Source organism: Rhodoferax sp. XS2R6 (assembly GCF_056521365.1).
The window spans coordinates 192,394-207,523 of the sequence record NZ_JBWMAY010000003.1; the positions used below are offsets into that span (position 1 = coordinate 192,394).

The window sequence follows — 15,130 nt, forward strand, 5'->3', positions numbered from 1 at the left end:
AACTCACTAGCCTCAGGCCGTGTGCGGCCGGCACCCCATTTTGTTTTTTCTCGAAAGGCATCGTCCATGTCCAACGCTTCGTCTACCCCCCGCACCACCGCGCACCGCCTGCAAGTGGCCACCAGCCTGCACGCCTTTATTGAAGAGAAAGTCTTGCCGGGCACTGGCATTGCCCCTGCCGCTTTCTGGAGCGGGTTTGACGCCATTGTGGCCGACTTGGCCCCCAAAAACATCGCTCTGCTGGCCGAGCGCGACCGCCTGCAAACCGAGCTGGACACCTGGCACGCCGCCCACCCCGGCCCCATCACCGACATGCCTGCCTACAAGACCTTTCTGGAAAAGATTGGCTACTTGGTTGAGAGCCCCAAGAAGGTGAAGATCAGCACCAAAAACGTGGATGCCGAGCTGGCCACGCAAGCCGGCCCGCAGCTGGTGGTGCCCGTGCTCAATGCCCGCTACGCCCTGAACGCCGCCAACGCCCGCTGGGGCAGCCTGTACGACGCGCTGTATGGCACCGACGTCATCAGTGAAGACAAGGGCTGCGAAAAAGTCGGCCCCAAGGGTTACAACCCCAAGCGCGGCAAGAAGGTTATTGAATACGCGCGCCACGTGCTGGACCGCACCGCACCGCTCAAAAAAGGCTCGCATGTGGGCTCCACGGGCTACGCCATCAAGGGTGGTGATCTGGTCGTGACACTGAAGGATGGCAGCACCAGCAAGCTGGCTGACAAAGCCCAGTTCATCGGCTTCCAGGGCGCCGCCAAAGATCCTTCCAGCGTGCTGCTGCAACACAACGGCCTGCACCTCGACATCATCATCAACCGCACCACGGCCATCGGCAAGAGCGATGCGGCCGGCGTGAGCGACCTGGTGCTGGAAGCGGCGCTGTCCACCATCCTGGATCTGGAAGACTCCGTGGCCGTGGTGGACGCTGAAGACAAGGTGCTGGCCTATGGCAACTGGCTGGGCATACTGCAAGGCACCTTGGTGGAGCAGTTCGAGAAGGGCGGCAAGACGCTGACCCGCGGCCTGAACGGCGACCGCGTCTACACCGCGCCCGATGGCAAGAAGGACGTGAAACTGCACGGCCGCAGCCTGATGTTTGTGCGCAATGTGGGCCACCTGATGACCAACCCGGCCATCACCTACACCGCAGCCGATGGCACAACCAAAGAGATCCCCGAAGGCATCATGGACGCCGTGGTCACCACCACCATCGCCCTGCACGATCTGAAGAAGACCAAGAAGGACGCCATCCGCAACTCGCGCAAGGGCTCGGTCTACATCGTCAAACCCAAGATGCACGGCCCCGCCGAGGTGGCGTTTGCCGCAGAGCTGTTCACCCGCGTCGAGAAGATGCTGGGCCTGGCCGACAGCACGGTCAAGCTGGGCATCATGGACGAAGAGCGCCGCACGTCGGTCAACTTGAAGGCCTGTATTGCCGCCGCCAGCAGCCGCGTGGCCTTCATCAACACCGGCTTCTTGGACCGCACGGGTGACGAGATGCACACCAGCATGCACGCCGGCCCCATGGTGCGCAAGGCGGACATGAAAGCCAGCGCCTGGATCCACGCTTATGAGAAGAACAACGTGCTGGTGGGCCTGAGCTGCGGCCTGCGCGGCAAGGCGCAGATCGGCAAGGGCATGTGGGCCATGCCCGACCTGATGAAGGCCATGATGGAGCAGAAGATTGCCCACCCCAAGGCCGGCGCCAACACCGCCTGGGTGCCCAGCCCCACCGGCGCCACACTGCACGCCCTGCATTACCACCAGCTGTTGGTCAGCGATGTGCAAAAGGACATCGAAGCCACCCACGCCAAGCGCAACGCAAAGCAGGAGCACGACGCCCTGCTGGCCGGTCTGCTGCACATCCCCGTGACCGCCACCCCTAACTGGACCGCGGCCGAGAAGCAGCAAGAGCTGGACAACAACGCGCAAGGCATTTTGGGCTACGTGGTGCGCTGGGTGGACCAGGGCGTGGGCTGCTCCAAGGTGCCTGACATCAACGACATCGGCCTCATGGAAGACCGCGCCACCCTGCGCATCAGCAGCCAGCACATGGCCAACTGGCTGCACCACGGGGTGGTCACCAAAGCCCAGGTGGAAGAAACCTTCGCCCGCATGGCCGCCAAGGTGGACAAGCAAAACGCTGGAGACAAGCTCTACACCCCGATGGTGGGCAACTTCAAGGGCGCGGCCTACCAGGCGGCGACTGAGCTGGTGTTCAAGGGCCTGGCCCAGCCCAGCGGTTACACCGAGCCCTTGCTGCATGCGTGGCGGCTGAAGGTGAAGGCGGCGTAAGCCCCGACACCCGCACTCCGCTCCTAAATTAGGAGCTGTTTGCGCAATATCCATAGGGGTTGGAGGCCAATTAGGCCTTCAGCCCTTTTTTGTCCGGTAAATCCCTGCTTTTCGGCGCTTCAGCGTCACAGCCCCGCCCTAGCATGGCGCATGATCCGGATCTTCATTGGTTATGACCCGCGCGAAGCCGTGGCCTACCACGTATGTGCCAACAGCATCGTGCGGCACGCACGGCAGCCCGTGGCCATCACCCCGCTGGCGCTGCACACCCTGCCCGACTACCGCGAGACGCATGGCGACGGCAGCAACCAGTTCATCTACAGCCGCTTTCTGTTGCCGCACCTGACCGACTACGGCGGCTGGGCGATCTTCATGGACGGCGATATGGTGCTGCGCGAGGACATTGCCCAGCTCTGGGCCCTGCGCGACGAGAGCAAAGCCGTGATGTGTGTGCAACACGACTACAAAACCAAGGCCCAGGGCAAGTACCTTGGCTCCAAAAACCAGGACTACCCGCGCAAAAACTGGTCCAGCGTGGTGCTATGGAACTGCGGCCACCCGGCCAACCGCGTGGTGACGCCCGCGTTTGTAGAGAACGGCAGCGGCGCCCAGCTGCACCGCTTTACCTGGCTGGCTGACGAACTCATAGGCGCGCTACCACGCGAATGGAACTGGCTGCCACAGGAGCTGGGGCCCAACCCCGACGCCAAACTGCTGCACTGGACGCTGGGCACCCCCTGCTTCCACGAATACGCCGACGACCCCATGGCTGCCGAATGGCACCGCGAACGCCTGCTGGCCGACTACTCACAACAACGCGATGGCTGAGGCCACGCCGGGCCTGGACCACGCACTGGCCGGTGACCAGTTTCTGGCCCACGGAGAATTTGCACGGGCGCTGGACGCTTATGCCCAGGCGCTGGAAGCGCAGCCCCAGCAGGTGTACTGGCGTTTTTTGGCCGGCGAGTCGCTGTTCCACCTGGGCCGTTATGCCGACTGTGTGGCCCTGCTGCAGGACCTGGACCCGGGCAACGACCAGACCCTGGCCATTGAACATGCGCTGACCCTGGGCCGCGCCCTGCAGCTCACCGGGCAAACCACCGCCGCGGAGATGCAGCTCATCAAGGCCTTCATGCTGGACCCCGGCCATGAGGAAGCGGCCTACAACCTGGGCGTGTTCTACGAACAGGCGGGCCTGCCCGAACAGGCCGTGACCTTTTTGCAAGCCGCCGCCCAGAGGCACCCCCAATCGGTGCGCCTGCACTACAACCTGGGCAGCAGCCTGGCCCAGTGCGGCCAGACCGCTGCGGCCGAATCCGCCTTGCTTGCCACCCTGGCGCTGCAACCCAACCATGTGGACGCGCACCACAACCTGGCGTTGCTTTGCCTGCGCCAAGGCAAGCTCGCACAGGGCTGGCAACACTACGCTTGGCGCTTCAACCGCCATGCCCACGAAGGCGCACCCGCGCACTGGGTGCCAAACACCCCAGAGCTGCCCGCCGACTTGCACGGCCACACCGTGCGGGTGCAGGGGGAGCAAGGCATTGGCGATGAACTGTTTTTTATGCGCTACCTGCCCGCCTTGCAGGCGCGCGGCGCGCAGGTGCACTACCAGCTGTGCAACACCAAGCTGGCGCCCCTGCTCAGCCAGCCCGCGCTTGCATCGCTCGTGCAGACCCCCGACACACCAGCCTCCATCCGGCTACTGGTCGGTGACCTGCCCTTGGCCCTGGGCGGACCACACGCCCCAACCTGCCCCGTGGCCGTGCCACTACAGGCCAGCGCCGCCGTGCGCGCACGCCTGCAACAGCAGTACCCGCTGTTGGCCAGCCCGCGCCGCAAGCTGGGCCTGGCCTGGCGTGCAGGCACGACGCAAGCCCAGCCCCAGGGTTTTGCCACCCAGCGCTGGCTGCAAAAGTCTGCCCCACTAGACAGCCTGCTGGATGCACTGGCAGCACTGGACGTGGAGGTGGTGGTCTTGCAGCGGGGGCTGCAGCCCAATGAGTGGGCGCAAGTGCAAGCACGTTTAGGTGCCGACCGCGTGCTGAACGCGAGCACCTGCGACCAGGACCTGAACGAGCTGCTGGGCCTGCTCTCTTGTCTGGACGGGCTGGTAGGCGTGAGCAACACCAATGTGCACCTGTGCGCAGGGCTAGGTATCGGCGGGGATGTGCTGGTGCCTGCGCCCGCAGAATTTCGCTGGCAAGAGGAAGGCTCCCCCTCGCCCTGGTTTCCCGGTTTTGCGGTACACCGGCAAACCGCCAGTGCCCCAGACGCTGGGTGGCAAGCCCCCATGGCGGCGCTGGCCGCATCGCTGCAAGCGCGCTATGGCGTGGCCCAGCGACAGTAGGGGTGCGCGGCCAGGTTGGAGTTGAAGTAACGCGCATCCTGCGTCACCTCGTCACCCAGCCAGTCGGGCCGCACAAAGGCTTGGTCTTCGGACTCCAGCTCCACCTCGGCCACGACCAGCCCGGCGTTATCGCCGGCAAACACATCCAGCTCCCAGCGCGTGCCCGCGTGGTCCAACAGATAGCGGGTTTTTTCGACCAAAGGGCCATCACACTGCGCCAACAGGGCTTCTGCATCAGCCAGGGGAATGGGGTACTCAAACTCGGCACGTGTCGCGCCCACGCTTACCCCTTTGATGGTGAGAAATCCGTCCTCGCCCGCAATACGCACCCGCACTGTGCGGGCCTTGTCCCGGTTCAAGTAGCCCTGGCGATAGGGCACGCCGGGTGTCTCGCGCCAAGGCTGGCCCTTGACCAAAAATTTACGTTCGATTTCCACGCCCATGGGGTTTGCTTTCCTTTGCCAAACAGCAGGCGCTGGCTACACTGTGGACACCATGTCCATGCCACGCTCCACCACCCCTGAAGTGTGCCCGCTGTGCGGCCAAGGCAACCAATGCGCCATGGAAATGGAGCGCAGCACCGGCCAAAAGCAGCCGCCTTGCTGGTGCACCCAAGCCAGCTTCAGCGCAGAACTGTTGGCCAGCGTGCCCGCGGCCGACCAGGGAAAAACCTGCATCTGCGCCGCCTGCGCCGCCCGCTCACTCCACCCGGTGCAATGACGCCAGGTTGATCAGGGCAGACAGCACTTCGGGCTTGAAGCCCACACGGTTGCGGGTGGTGTCGCTGTAGCCACCACTGAGCACCAGGGTCTGCAGGTACTCCACGCAGTCGCGGTGGCCCCAAAATTTTTCGATGGCCAGGGCGATGCGAATGTGGTGCTCGGCAATGATGGCCATCTCATGGTCGATGCGGGCCTGCAGCGGCCGCTCATGGAAAGGCATAGGGCGCGTGGGCAAGTCCTCCTCTTCCCACTGCAGGGAGGGGAAACCGGTTTCGTGAAAACGGGAGTCTTTCGGGTCTGGCACCATGGGCCTCGTGGTGGTCTTGCCTGCACTCTACCGCATACCGGCGCAACAATCACGCGGCACAATACCCCCATGTCCAGCCTGCCCCCCTTCATCGCCCCCGCCCGCTTTATCGACCCGGCCGCTGCACTGGCCCAGGTACAACGCATTTACGACAGCAGCATCCAGCATCTGCGCCAGGGCATGCAGCGTTTTGTGGCGGGGGACGACAGTGCCGGCCATGTCCGGGCCTGCTACCCGCTGGTGCGTATTCACACCGACACCGTGTCCCGCGCCCCCACAGCCGACGTGTCCCTGCTGAGCTACGGTTTTGTGGCCGGCCCTGGCCGGTTTGAGACCACCCTCACCCGCCCCGACCTCTACAGCGACTACTACCTGGAGCAGTTCCGCCTGCTGTTGCAAAACCACGGTGTGGAACTGGAGATTGGCACCAGCAGCCAGCCCATCCCGGTGCATTTTTCGTTTGCCGAACACGACCATGTGGAAGGCAATATGAGCGCCCAGCGCCGCACCCTGATGCGCGACCTGTTCGACCTGCCCGACCTGGCCGCCATGGACGACGGCATTGCCAATGGCACCTATGTGCCCAAGGCCGGTGAAGCCCTGCCGCTGGCCCTGTTCACCGCGCCACGCGTGGACTACTCCTTGCACCGCCTGCGCCACTACACAGGCACCGGGCCCGAGCATTTTCAGAACTTTGTGCTGTTCACCAACTACCAGTTCTACATCGACGAATTCGTGCGCATGGGCCATACGGCCATGGCCGACCCCAACAGTGAGTACTGCGCGTTTGTAGAACCCGGCAACGTGATCACCCGCCGCGTAGGCCTGGCGGCCGAGCCCATCGACGCACTGGGCGCCGCCCCACCGCGCCTGCCACAAATGCCGGGCTACCACCTGGTGCGCGCCGACAACGCGGGCATCACCATGGTCAACATCGGCGTGGGCCCGGCCAACGCCAAAAACATCACCGACCACATTGCCGTGCTGCGCCCCCACGCCTGGATCATGGTGGGCCACTGCGCTGGCCTGCGCAACAGCCAGCAACTGGGCGACTACGTACTGGCCCACGGCTATGTGCGCGAGGACCACGTGCTGGACGAAGAACTCCCGCTGTGGGTGCCAATCCCTGCTCTGGCCGAAGTGCAAATGGCGCTGGAGCAGGCCGTGGCCGAGGTCACCCAGGTACAGGGCATTGCACTCAAAAGCATCATGCGCACCGGCACCGTGGCCAGCACCGACAACCGCAACTGGGAGCTGCTGCCCGACAACCAGCCCCAGCGCCGTTTCAGCCAGAGCCGCGCAGTGGCGCTGGACATGGAAAGCGCCACCATTGCGGCCAACGGCTTTCGCTTTCGCGTGCCCTACGGCACCTTGCTGTGTGTGAGTGACAAGCCCTTGCACGGTGAAATCAAGCTGCCCGGCATGGCCAACCACTTCTACCGCGAGCGGGTCGACCAACACCTGCGCATCGGCATTCGCGCGCTGGAGCTGCTGCGCGCCCAAAGCCTGAACAAGCTGCACAGCCGCAAGCTGCGCAGCTTTGCCGAGGTGGCTTTCCAGTAACCGAATGGAGAAACTCAACGTCCTGACCATCCTGGTCCTCACGGCGCTTAACCTGAGCACCGTCTCCGTCGCCCTGCTCCTGATCATGGGCAAAGGCATCAGCCGCGCGGCGCGCCTGGCGCAGTTCAGCCTGCTAAGCCAAACCCTGGGCTGGGTGGCCATCATCAGCTCTGGCTTTGTGTTTGGCCACTGGCTGGACCCGGTCTTGTCCACCGCCGCGATGGTCCTGGCCTCGGTGGCCAACTACCTGATGTTTCTGGCCCTGCAGGCCTGGCTGGGGCCGCGCCCCAACCAACGGGCGCTCATCGCCCTGATGGTGCTGATGCCGCTGGGCTACGCCCTGAGTTTTGAGCACTACAGCCTGCGGGTGGGTTATGCCAACCTGATGTTTGCGCTACAGCTGACCATCGTGGCACAAGCCGCACTTGGGCCGCGCCTGCCGGGCGGGCTGCGCTGGCGCGCCCTGGTCTGCCTGTGTTACGCCGCAGTCGCCTGCGCGTCGCTGGCGCGTGGCGTGCTGGGTGCGTTTTACCCCGAGCTCTACCCCACCTTCGACGCGCCACACATCGTCAATGTGCTGGCCCAGCTCACCGCCAACATGGCCCTGGTGCTCACCACCGTGGCGGTGTTGGTGGCCTGGCGCGAAGAGGCCGAAGGCCAACTGCGCGAGCAAGCCTTTACCGACAACATCACCGGCCTGCTCAACCGCCATGGCTGGGACGACCGGGCGCCCGCCCTGTTTGACCAGGCCCGGCGCCACAACACGCCGCTGGCCCTGATCCTGCTGGACCTGGACCACTTCAAACGCGTGAACGACACGCAGGGCCACGAAGTAGGCGACCAGGTGCTGCGCCTGGTGGGCAAGGTGCTGCAGTCCAACCGCCGCAGCAGCGACCTGGCCGCCCGCATTGGTGGAGAAGAATTTGCCCTGCTGCTGCCGCAAACCGACAAACGCGCCGCCCTACACGTAGAGCAACGCCTGCGCCTGGCCTTGCTGGAGGAAGGCATCCAGCAGCCCACCTTGCGCGTGGGCTACAGCGCAGGCCTGGCCCTGCTGCAAGCGGGCGACCGCAAGCTCACCGACTTCATGGTGCGTGCTGACGCCGCGCTGTACCAGGCCAAGGCGCAAGGTCGCGGCCGCCTGCTGCAAGCCGACTAAGGGGCCCTGCGGCACAATCGCCGCATGAATGCAAAACTGTTTGAAGTGCAGCACTTGCACAAGCGTTATGGCGACGCCGAAGTGGTCAAAGACCTGTCCTTTGAGATTGCTCCGGGCGAGTGCCTGGGCGTGATTGGGCCCAATGGCGCGGGCAAAACCACCACCATCCGCATGTGCCTGGGCCACACCGTGCCCGATGGCGGCAGCATCCACGCGCTGGGCCTGGAGATGCCGCGCGACGCACTGGCCATCAAGGCCGCGCTGGGCGTGGTCACCCAGTTCGACACGCTGGACCCGGACTTCAGCTGCGCCGAAAACCTGCTGGTCTATGGCCGCTACTTTGGCATGAAGGACGCGGCCATCCGCGCGCGTATTCCGCAGCTGCTGGAGTTTGCGGCGCTGACCCACAAGGCCAATGCCAAACCCGGCGAACTGTCCGGCGGCATGCGCCGGCGCCTGAGCCTGGCGCGCGCGCTGGTGAACGACCCCAAGCTTCTGCTACTGGATGAACCCACCACCGGCCTGGACCCGCAAGCCCGCCACCTGATGTGGGAGCGCCTGCAGGTGCTGCTGCAGCAAGGCAAGTCCATTTTGCTGACCACCCACTTCATGGACGAGGCCGAGCGCTTGTGCAACCGCCTGCTGGTGCTGGACCATGGCAAGAAGATTGCTGAGGGCACGCCGCGTGACCTGATCGCCCAGCACCTGGAGCCGGATGTAGTGGAGGTGTATGGCGTGGGCGCGCTGGCGCTGGTAGACAGCCCCCTGCGCAGCCTGGCAGCGCGTGTAGAAGTGAGTGGCGAGACCGTGTTTTTCTACACGCAAGACGCTGGCGCCCTGCTGCAGGCCCTGGCGGCCCACCCGCAGCTGCGCACCCTGCACCGCCCGGCCAACCTGGAAGATTTGTTTTTGAAACTGACCGGACGCCAGATCCGGGAGGACGCCTGATATGACCACCGCATCTACCTACACCCCGCCCAAACCGCAATCCATCTGGCGCGCGCCAGAGGTGTCCTTGCGCTTCTGGCCCGTGTTTTTGCGCAACCTGCTGGTCTGGCGCAAGCTGGCCATCCCCAGCCTGGTGGGCAATATTGCAGAACCACTGATGTGGCTGGTCGCCTTTGGCTACGGCATGGGTGCCTTGGTGGGCGAAGTCAATGTGGCTGGCCCCGCTGGTACCGTGTCGGTGCCCTACATCCTGTTTTTGGCCAGCGGCTCCATCTGCATGAGCGCCATGCAGGCCGCGTCGTTTGAAGCGCTGTACTCCGCCTTCAGCCGCATGCACGTGCAAAAAACCTGGGACGGCATCATGAACGCCCCAATCAGCCTGGACAACGTGGTGCTGGCAGAGATGCTGTGGGCCGCGTTCAAGGCCCTGTTCACTGTCACCGCCATCCTGGGCGTGATGTTGGCGCTGGGCATCAGCCACAGCCCCAAACTGTTCGTCGCCTGGCCCATCTTGTTTGGCGTGGGCATCACCTTCAGCTGCATCGCGCTGATCTTCAACGCGCTGGCCAAGGGCTACGACTTCTTCACCTACTACTTCACGCTCTTCCTCACCCCCATGATGTTCCTGAGCGGTGTTTTCTTTCCACTGGAGCAACTGCCGGTGGTGGTGCGTGTGGTGGCGGACTGGCTGCCGCTGTCCAACGCCGTGGCGCTGGTGCGCCCGCTGTTCATGGACCAGTGGCCAGCCGATGCTGCACGCCACCTGACAGTGTTGGCGGTGTACGCGGTGGGATCGTTCTGGATTGCGCTGGCGTTGACGCGCAAGAGGTTTGCGAAGTGAACGTAAAACTGAGAGACCAATTCTGGCGATGAGTGCTGCTTGCGCAGCAACTTAAACCGAGGGAATTTCAAGAGTCTAAAATTTCCAATTCGACAGCTACACTAGGTTAGCCGACGTGGTGTGTGCAGTCCTATCAGTTCCCATAGAGGAACGGCCGACAACATTAATTAATCAGGGATGGTTATGAATTACGTATCGATTCGTGCGCGCGTTGTTTTGTATAGCGCCCTAGTATTAGTGCTAACTGCATGCGGCGGCGGTGGCGGCTCAGGTGGCTCCTCCTCATCAGGTGGCTCGGTGAGTGGTTTGGCGGCTACTGGAGCACCAATTCCAAATAGCAACGTCATTGCCCGCTGCATTGGAGGAGCAGATATCAATGGCACAACGGACACCAATGGTCTGTTCAGTTTGCAGCTAACACCATCGCACACGTTCCCGTGCTTGTTGCGCGTCAATGGAGGAACACCAGCAACAACGTTATTTAGTTTTTCCAGTCATTCTGGGCGGGTGAATATCACCCCAGCGACGGACTTGATTGTTTCACACGCTCTGGGTAGCGACCCCGGCACGATCTTCAGTACTTTTAACTCCGGCCACGCAGCAACAATCAATGGTGGACTTTGGGCTGCTAAGAGATATGTGAACGATCAACTGAACTCTCTTACCGGAGAGCGGTTGCAGCAAGACCCTATTACCGGTCATTTTGCGGTCGGGGATTCGGACGACAAAGTACTGGATGCACTAGGTTATGCCATGAGCGCCGCTGGCAAAGGCATATCTGACCTGCGAGCTTTGGCTACTGTGAGCGCCGAGATCAAGACCGTCGTTCCAGCTACAAGCGTGCTGGGCACACCACGCGAAATATCCCCAACCTCAAAACCCGAGCTTCTTCAAAATTCCATAGCGGCTTTACTTGACGACAACTCCACCTTACTCTTCGATTCGTATGGGTTGGTCTATCAAACCTTACCGATTGCACTGATGCGTCTTTCATCTGCAGGGAGTGTTCTGGAAACCATTGAAGTATCAAACAGTCCTCTGGCCTTTCAACCCCAGATACGGGCCGACCACATCGGGGGCGCCATCATTGCATGGTTGGAATCTCGTGTGGACAACGGTGAGTACCGGCGTGAGGTGCATGTGCGTCGCTACGACAGGCACTCCGGCCTGGGGCCGGAAGTCCGACTGGACACCGGAATCGTCGGAAGAGACTTGAGATTTCAACTCTCGGTAAGGCCCGATGGCTCAGCAGCGATCACATGGGTGCGTCAACCTGCGCAACTGGGATTGAGTGGAAGTTCTCAGCAGGCGGTCTTCGTCTCTGAATATCAAGTTGGTTCCAACTGGAGCATGGGACAGCAATTGTCTTCAATGCGTGACTATGAGTTGATGCAACTCAGTGTGGCGACATCCCCAAACGGAAACGCCATGGTGCTTTGGACGGAGAACACCGACGTTGGTGGTTTGGGCATTGCGGGTAAGCTGGTTGCAAGATACAAGCCTACCGGAGGCGCGTGGCAGACTACGGCCACGATTGAGGACGACCGAAGCAGCATGATGAATGCGAATCGGTTTGGAGATGTTCAACTGTCGATAGCAGATTCCGGAAATGCTCTAGCGGTTTGGAGTGCCAGCGATGCCGTGAATCGGTTCGGACAATATGGTCTGAAATTCAACAGATTCCAGGCCAATGCGGGTTGGCTGGGTACTCAAACCTTCTCCCAAGACGGATACGCGCCTATCCTTGCCATGAATGGCAATGGTCAAGGCTTCTTGGGCTGGACTGTATCTGGAGCAATGTATGACCCAACGAATTTTTGGGTCGCACGATTCGACGAATCAGGCTGGCTAGGAACGGCCACAGCATTGAACCAAGATACCGCCAATACCAAAGATGCATCAGGACTCCGCATCCTCGTGGACGATGACGGAAGTGCCACTGCGCTTTTTACTTCTGTGCAAAACCGCCTCACGCCCCTCGAGCGCCCCATTCAACGGGTCAGGAAATTTTCCGCCTCAGCGGGCTGGGGAACTTCGACGAGTTTGCCGCCTTATGGGGATCAAGTGTTTTTTTCTACCATCACCAATATTGCCAGCCATCGGGCAACTCTCTTTTGGCTCGTCGGCGATTACTCTGGCGGTCGTGCGGTTCCTATGATGCTCAATTTTTCGTTGGCTACTCCGTAGCCTGCATTGCCGCCTTAATCAAATCCGCCGCCTTCTCCGCAATCATGATGGTCGGTGCATTGGTGTTGCCGCTGACGATGCGGGGCATGATGGAAGCGTCGACCACGCGCAGGCCCTGGATACCGCGCACGCGCAACTCGTGGTCCACCACATCCATTGGCCCCTTGCCCATGCGGCAGGTACCTACCGGGTGGTAGACGGTGTCGGCGTTGTCGCGGATGAACTGTTCGATCTCGAAGTCGTTGCGCGCAGCCGCTGAGCGCGGGCCTTCTTTGCCAGCCAGCGCGGCCAGCGCCGGCTGCTGCAGCACAGTGCGCATGAGTTTGAAGCCGCGCACCAGGCGTTCCACGTCATCCCGCTCGCCCAGAAAGTTTGGGTCTATCAGCGGCGCCTCCATCGGGTCTTTGCTGGCCAGGCGCACGCTGCCGCGGCTGAAGGGGCGCAGCAAACACACGTGGCATGAATAACCATGGCCCAGCACCGTGCTGCGCCCGTGGTTGACCAGCTTGGCGATGGCAAAGTGGAACTGCAGGTCCGGCGTGCGCTCACCGGGTTGGCTTTTGATAAAGCCACCGGCCTCGGCAAAGTTGGTGGTCAACATGCCGGTGCGCTGCTTGCGCCACTCGAAGATGCCGCGCACGGCATTGGCCAAGCCCTTGAACGAAATACCAAAGGTTTCGGTCAGGTGCGGCGCGTTCACCACCTGCACCACGTCCACATGGTCGTGCAGGTTTTGGCCCACACCCGGCAGATCGTGCAGCGTGGCAATGCCTTTTTCCACCAGATGCTGGTGCGGGCCAATGCCCGACAGCATGAGGATCTGCGGCGACTGCAGCGCGCCCGCACTTAGCAGCACCTCGCGGCTGCAGCGCAGCTCTTTCATCTCGCCCTCGTGCAGAAACTGCACGCCCACGGCGCGCTTGTGCTCCAGCAAGATGCGGGTGGTGTGCGCGCCGGTAAACACCTGCAGATTGGGCCGCCCCCGGTTTGGCGTGAGGTAACCCTTGGCGGCGCTGAAACGCTCGCCGTTTTTGTGCGTCACCTGGTAGACGCCCACACCCTCTTGGCTGGCGCCGTTGAAGTCGGGGTTGAGTGGGTAACCCGCCTGCTGGCCGGCCTGCACAAACACCGGGCCCAGGCGGTTGGGCGTGGTCAGGTCCTGCACATGCATGGGGCCGCCCTGGCCGTGGAAGGCATCGGCGCCACGTGCGTTGTCTTCGGCCTTTTTGAAGTAAGGCAAAACCTCGTCGTAGCTCCAACCGGGGTTGCCCTCAGCGGCCCAGCTGTCGTAGTCCTCACGCTGGCCGCGGATGTAGATCATGGCGTTGACCGAGCTGGAGCCGCCCAGCACCTTGCCGCGTGGCTGGTAGCCGCGCCGCCCGTTCAGGCCGGGCTGGGCAGTGGTGTCGAACTTCCAGTTGGCATCGCCATTTTTGGCCAGCACGGCCAGCCCCGCAGGACAGTGGATCAGCACGCTGGTATCGGCCGGGCCGGCTTCCAGCAGGGCCACGGTCACGGCAGGGTCCTCGCTCAGGCGGGCGGCCAGCACACAGCCAGCCGAGCCAGCGCCAATGATGATGTAGTCGAACACGTGCGGTCTCCTCATTCAGGGTGACGTTAACGTTACCCCATAGGCCACAGGGCTGCCAAGCCGAGGTTTACCCTCGTGTCGCCCTCAAAAAAAGATTTTGCAAATTTATATTGCACACAATTTAATTGCTAGCTATAATTCAGCCCATGACGAACCCGCGCACCACCTCTGCCAACGACGCTGCCCTGCGCCTGGACAACCAGTTGTGTTTTGCGCTGTATTCCACCTCGCTGGCCATGACCAAGCTGTACAAGCCCCTGCTGGAAGAGCTGCAGCTGACCTACCCGCAGTACCTGGTGATGATGGTGCTGTGGGAGCAGGACGGACTGAGCGTCTCGGCCCTGGGCGAGCGCCTGTACCTTGATTCCGGCACGCTTACCCCGCTACTCAAGCGCATGGAGCAGGCCGAACTGCTGAGCCGCCAACGCAGCGCCGCCGATGAGCGCCGCGTGGAAGTATTTTTGACCCCCAAAGGCCGCGCCCTCAAGCTGCAGGCGGCGCGTATTCCGGCCTGCGTGCTGGCCGCCGCCGACTGCCCGCTGGACGAACTGATGCACCTGACCCAGCAGGTACAAGCCCTGCGCCAGCGCCTGACCACAGCCTGAGCAACACCACTGAATTACCCACCCCGCTGCAACACACCGCGGCATTTTTTGAAAGAAGCACCATGACCACCAAGATCGAAAAAGTGATTTACCAAGCCCATGCCACTTCCACCGGTGGCCGCGACGGCACCACCCGCACTTCCGATGGTCTGCTGGACCTCAAGCTGGCTGTGCCCAAAGAAATGGGCGGCCCCGGCAACGGTGTGAACCCTGAGCAGCTGTTTGCCTCTGGCTACAGCGCTTGTTTCATCGGTGCGATGAAGTTTGTGGCCGGCACGCAAAAGATTGCCCTGCCTGCGGACACCAGCATCAACGCCACCGTGGGCATTGGCCAGATCCCTGCCGGCTTTGGTATTGAAGTGCAACTGGAAGTCTCCATCCCCGGCATGGACAAAGCCGCCGCACAAGCCTTGGTCGACAAGGCCCACCAGGTGTGCCCCTACTCCAACGCCACCCGCGGCAACATCGACGTGACCATCACCGTGGTCTAAATCGGCAGCGCTGGCAGAGCACTGCGCCCTGTCACCTCGGAGGCCGGTCCCGCTTGGCGGGGCCG

The 15,130-nt window shown here is 62.4% G+C and carries 14 protein-coding genes; 11 read left to right on the forward strand and 3 right to left on the reverse strand.

Annotated features, from left to right (window positions below):
* The first annotated feature begins 66 nt into the window (after nucleotides 1-66).
* The 3 genes from AC097A_RS12475 to AC097A_RS12485 all read left to right on the forward strand — a co-directional run bounded on the left by AC097A_RS12475 (nucleotide 67) and on the right by AC097A_RS12485 (nucleotide 4,651).
* Nucleotides 67-2,301 carry a malate synthase G gene (locus AC097A_RS12475; protein WP_479621084.1) on the forward strand — a complete coding sequence of 745 codons (2,235 nt, stop codon included), beginning with the start codon at nucleotides 67-69 and terminating at the stop codon, nucleotides 2,299-2,301.
* A 150-nt stretch (nucleotides 2,302-2,451) separates the two neighbouring features.
* Entirely contained in the window at nucleotides 2,452-3,129 is a 678-nt protein-coding gene (locus AC097A_RS12480; protein ID WP_479621085.1) for a glycosyltransferase, read from the forward strand.
* Nucleotides 3,122-4,651, forward strand: a complete 1,530-nt coding sequence (locus AC097A_RS12485) for a tetratricopeptide repeat protein (protein ID WP_479621086.1) — start codon at nucleotides 3,122-3,124, stop codon at nucleotides 4,649-4,651. Before AC097A_RS12480 ends, AC097A_RS12485 begins: the two co-directional genes overlap by 8 nt.
* On the opposite strand, the gene AC097A_RS12490 is transcribed toward AC097A_RS12485, so the two are convergent.
* Nucleotides 4,627-5,094 carry a CYTH domain-containing protein gene (locus AC097A_RS12490; RefSeq protein WP_479621087.1) on the reverse strand — a complete coding sequence of 156 codons (468 nt, stop codon included), beginning with the start codon at nucleotides 5,092-5,094 and terminating at the stop codon, nucleotides 4,627-4,629. The two genes, AC097A_RS12485 and AC097A_RS12490, sit on opposite strands and share 25 nt — an antisense overlap.
* Before the next feature lie 58 nt (nucleotides 5,095-5,152).
* Here AC097A_RS12490 and AC097A_RS12495 point away from each other — a divergent pair, with 58 nt between their 5' ends.
* Nucleotides 5,153-5,371 carry a cysteine-rich CWC family protein gene (locus AC097A_RS12495; protein WP_236635156.1) on the forward strand — a complete coding sequence of 73 codons (219 nt, stop codon included), beginning with the start codon at nucleotides 5,153-5,155 and terminating at the stop codon, nucleotides 5,369-5,371.
* Here the strand turns inward: AC097A_RS12495 and AC097A_RS12500 are convergent.
* On the reverse strand, nucleotides 5,351-5,680 hold the full coding sequence (locus AC097A_RS12500) for a hypothetical protein (RefSeq protein ID WP_105259361.1): 330 nt from the start codon (nucleotides 5,678-5,680) through the stop codon (nucleotides 5,351-5,353). The two genes, AC097A_RS12495 and AC097A_RS12500, sit on opposite strands and share 21 nt — an antisense overlap.
* Before the next feature lie 69 nt (nucleotides 5,681-5,749).
* Here AC097A_RS12500 and AC097A_RS12505 point away from each other — a divergent pair, with 69 nt between their 5' ends.
* The 5 genes from AC097A_RS12505 (at nucleotide 5,750) to AC097A_RS12525 (ending at nucleotide 12,378) form a co-directional block, all read left to right on the forward strand.
* The gene (locus tag AC097A_RS12505; RefSeq protein ID WP_479621088.1) at nucleotides 5,750-7,243 is read left to right on the forward strand and encodes an AMP nucleosidase; all 1,494 of its coding nucleotides are present in this window, start codon (nucleotides 5,750-5,752) and stop codon (nucleotides 7,241-7,243) included.
* A 4-nt stretch (nucleotides 7,244-7,247) separates the two neighbouring features.
* On the forward strand, nucleotides 7,248-8,402 hold the full coding sequence (locus AC097A_RS12510; RefSeq protein WP_479621089.1) for a GGDEF domain-containing protein: 1,155 nt from the start codon (nucleotides 7,248-7,250) through the stop codon (nucleotides 8,400-8,402).
* A 24-nt stretch (nucleotides 8,403-8,426) separates the two neighbouring features.
* Nucleotides 8,427-9,350, forward strand: coding sequence for an ATP-binding cassette domain-containing protein (locus AC097A_RS12515; protein ID WP_479621090.1), 924 nt, complete (start codon nucleotides 8,427-8,429; stop codon nucleotides 9,348-9,350).
* Between the two features lies 1 nt (nucleotide 9,351).
* Nucleotides 9,352-10,191, forward strand: coding sequence for an ABC transporter permease (locus AC097A_RS12520; RefSeq protein ID WP_479621091.1), 840 nt, complete (start codon nucleotides 9,352-9,354; stop codon nucleotides 10,189-10,191).
* A gap of 183 nt (nucleotides 10,192-10,374) precedes the next feature.
* On the forward strand, nucleotides 10,375-12,378 hold the full coding sequence (locus tag AC097A_RS12525; protein WP_479621092.1) for a hypothetical protein: 2,004 nt from the start codon (nucleotides 10,375-10,377) through the stop codon (nucleotides 12,376-12,378).
* On the opposite strand, the gene AC097A_RS12530 is transcribed toward AC097A_RS12525, so the two are convergent.
* Complete coding sequence (locus AC097A_RS12530; RefSeq protein WP_479621093.1) at nucleotides 12,368-13,969, reverse strand: GMC family oxidoreductase; 1,602 nt, start codon at nucleotides 13,967-13,969, stop codon at nucleotides 12,368-12,370. The genes AC097A_RS12525 and AC097A_RS12530 overlap by 11 nt on opposite strands.
* A gap of 146 nt (nucleotides 13,970-14,115) precedes the next feature.
* Between AC097A_RS12530 and AC097A_RS12535 the strand changes: the two genes are divergently transcribed.
* Both AC097A_RS12535 and AC097A_RS12540 read left to right on the forward strand, forming a co-directional pair.
* Nucleotides 14,116-14,574 carry a MarR family transcriptional regulator gene (locus AC097A_RS12535; RefSeq protein ID WP_315496390.1) on the forward strand — a complete coding sequence of 153 codons (459 nt, stop codon included), beginning with the start codon at nucleotides 14,116-14,118 and terminating at the stop codon, nucleotides 14,572-14,574.
* Between the two features lie 62 nt (nucleotides 14,575-14,636).
* Nucleotides 14,637-15,065, forward strand: a complete 429-nt coding sequence (locus tag AC097A_RS12540; RefSeq protein ID WP_105259369.1) for an organic hydroperoxide resistance protein — start codon at nucleotides 14,637-14,639, stop codon at nucleotides 15,063-15,065.
* Nucleotides 15,066-15,130: the final 65 nt, after the last annotated feature.

What these genes read in the sequence shown, in the direction of transcription:
- AC097A_RS12480 (WP_479621085.1), top strand. Translation starts at nt 2,452, where the DNA reads ATGATCCGGATCTTCATTGGTTATGACCCGCGCGAAGCCGTGGCCTAC.
- AC097A_RS12525 (WP_479621092.1), top strand. Translation starts at nt 10,375, where the DNA reads ATGAATTACGTATCGATTCGTGCGCGCGTTGTTTTGTATAGCGCCCTA.
- AC097A_RS12510 (WP_479621089.1), top strand. Translation starts at nt 7,248, where the DNA reads ATGGAGAAACTCAACGTCCTGACCATCCTGGTCCTCACGGCGCTTAAC.
- AC097A_RS12475 (WP_479621084.1), top strand. Translation starts at nt 67, where the DNA reads ATGTCCAACGCTTCGTCTACCCCCCGCACCACCGCGCACCGCCTGCAA.
- AC097A_RS12535 (WP_315496390.1), top strand. Translation starts at nt 14,116, where the DNA reads ATGACGAACCCGCGCACCACCTCTGCCAACGACGCTGCCCTGCGCCTG.
- AC097A_RS12520 (WP_479621091.1), top strand. Translation starts at nt 9,352, where the DNA reads ATGACCACCGCATCTACCTACACCCCGCCCAAACCGCAATCCATCTGG.
- AC097A_RS12540 (WP_105259369.1), top strand. Translation starts at nt 14,637, where the DNA reads ATGACCACCAAGATCGAAAAAGTGATTTACCAAGCCCATGCCACTTCC.
- AC097A_RS12505 (WP_479621088.1), top strand. Translation starts at nt 5,750, where the DNA reads ATGTCCAGCCTGCCCCCCTTCATCGCCCCCGCCCGCTTTATCGACCCG.
- AC097A_RS12515 (WP_479621090.1), top strand. Translation starts at nt 8,427, where the DNA reads ATGAATGCAAAACTGTTTGAAGTGCAGCACTTGCACAAGCGTTATGGC.
- AC097A_RS12485 (WP_479621086.1), top strand. Translation starts at nt 3,122, where the DNA reads ATGGCTGAGGCCACGCCGGGCCTGGACCACGCACTGGCCGGTGACCAG.
- AC097A_RS12490 (WP_479621087.1), bottom strand. Translation starts at nt 5,094, where the DNA reads ATGGGCGTGGAAATCGAACGTAAATTTTTGGTCAAGGGCCAGCCTTGG.
- AC097A_RS12495 (WP_236635156.1), top strand. Translation starts at nt 5,153, where the DNA reads ATGCCACGCTCCACCACCCCTGAAGTGTGCCCGCTGTGCGGCCAAGGC.
- AC097A_RS12500 (WP_105259361.1), bottom strand. Translation starts at nt 5,680, where the DNA reads ATGGTGCCAGACCCGAAAGACTCCCGTTTTCACGAAACCGGTTTCCCC.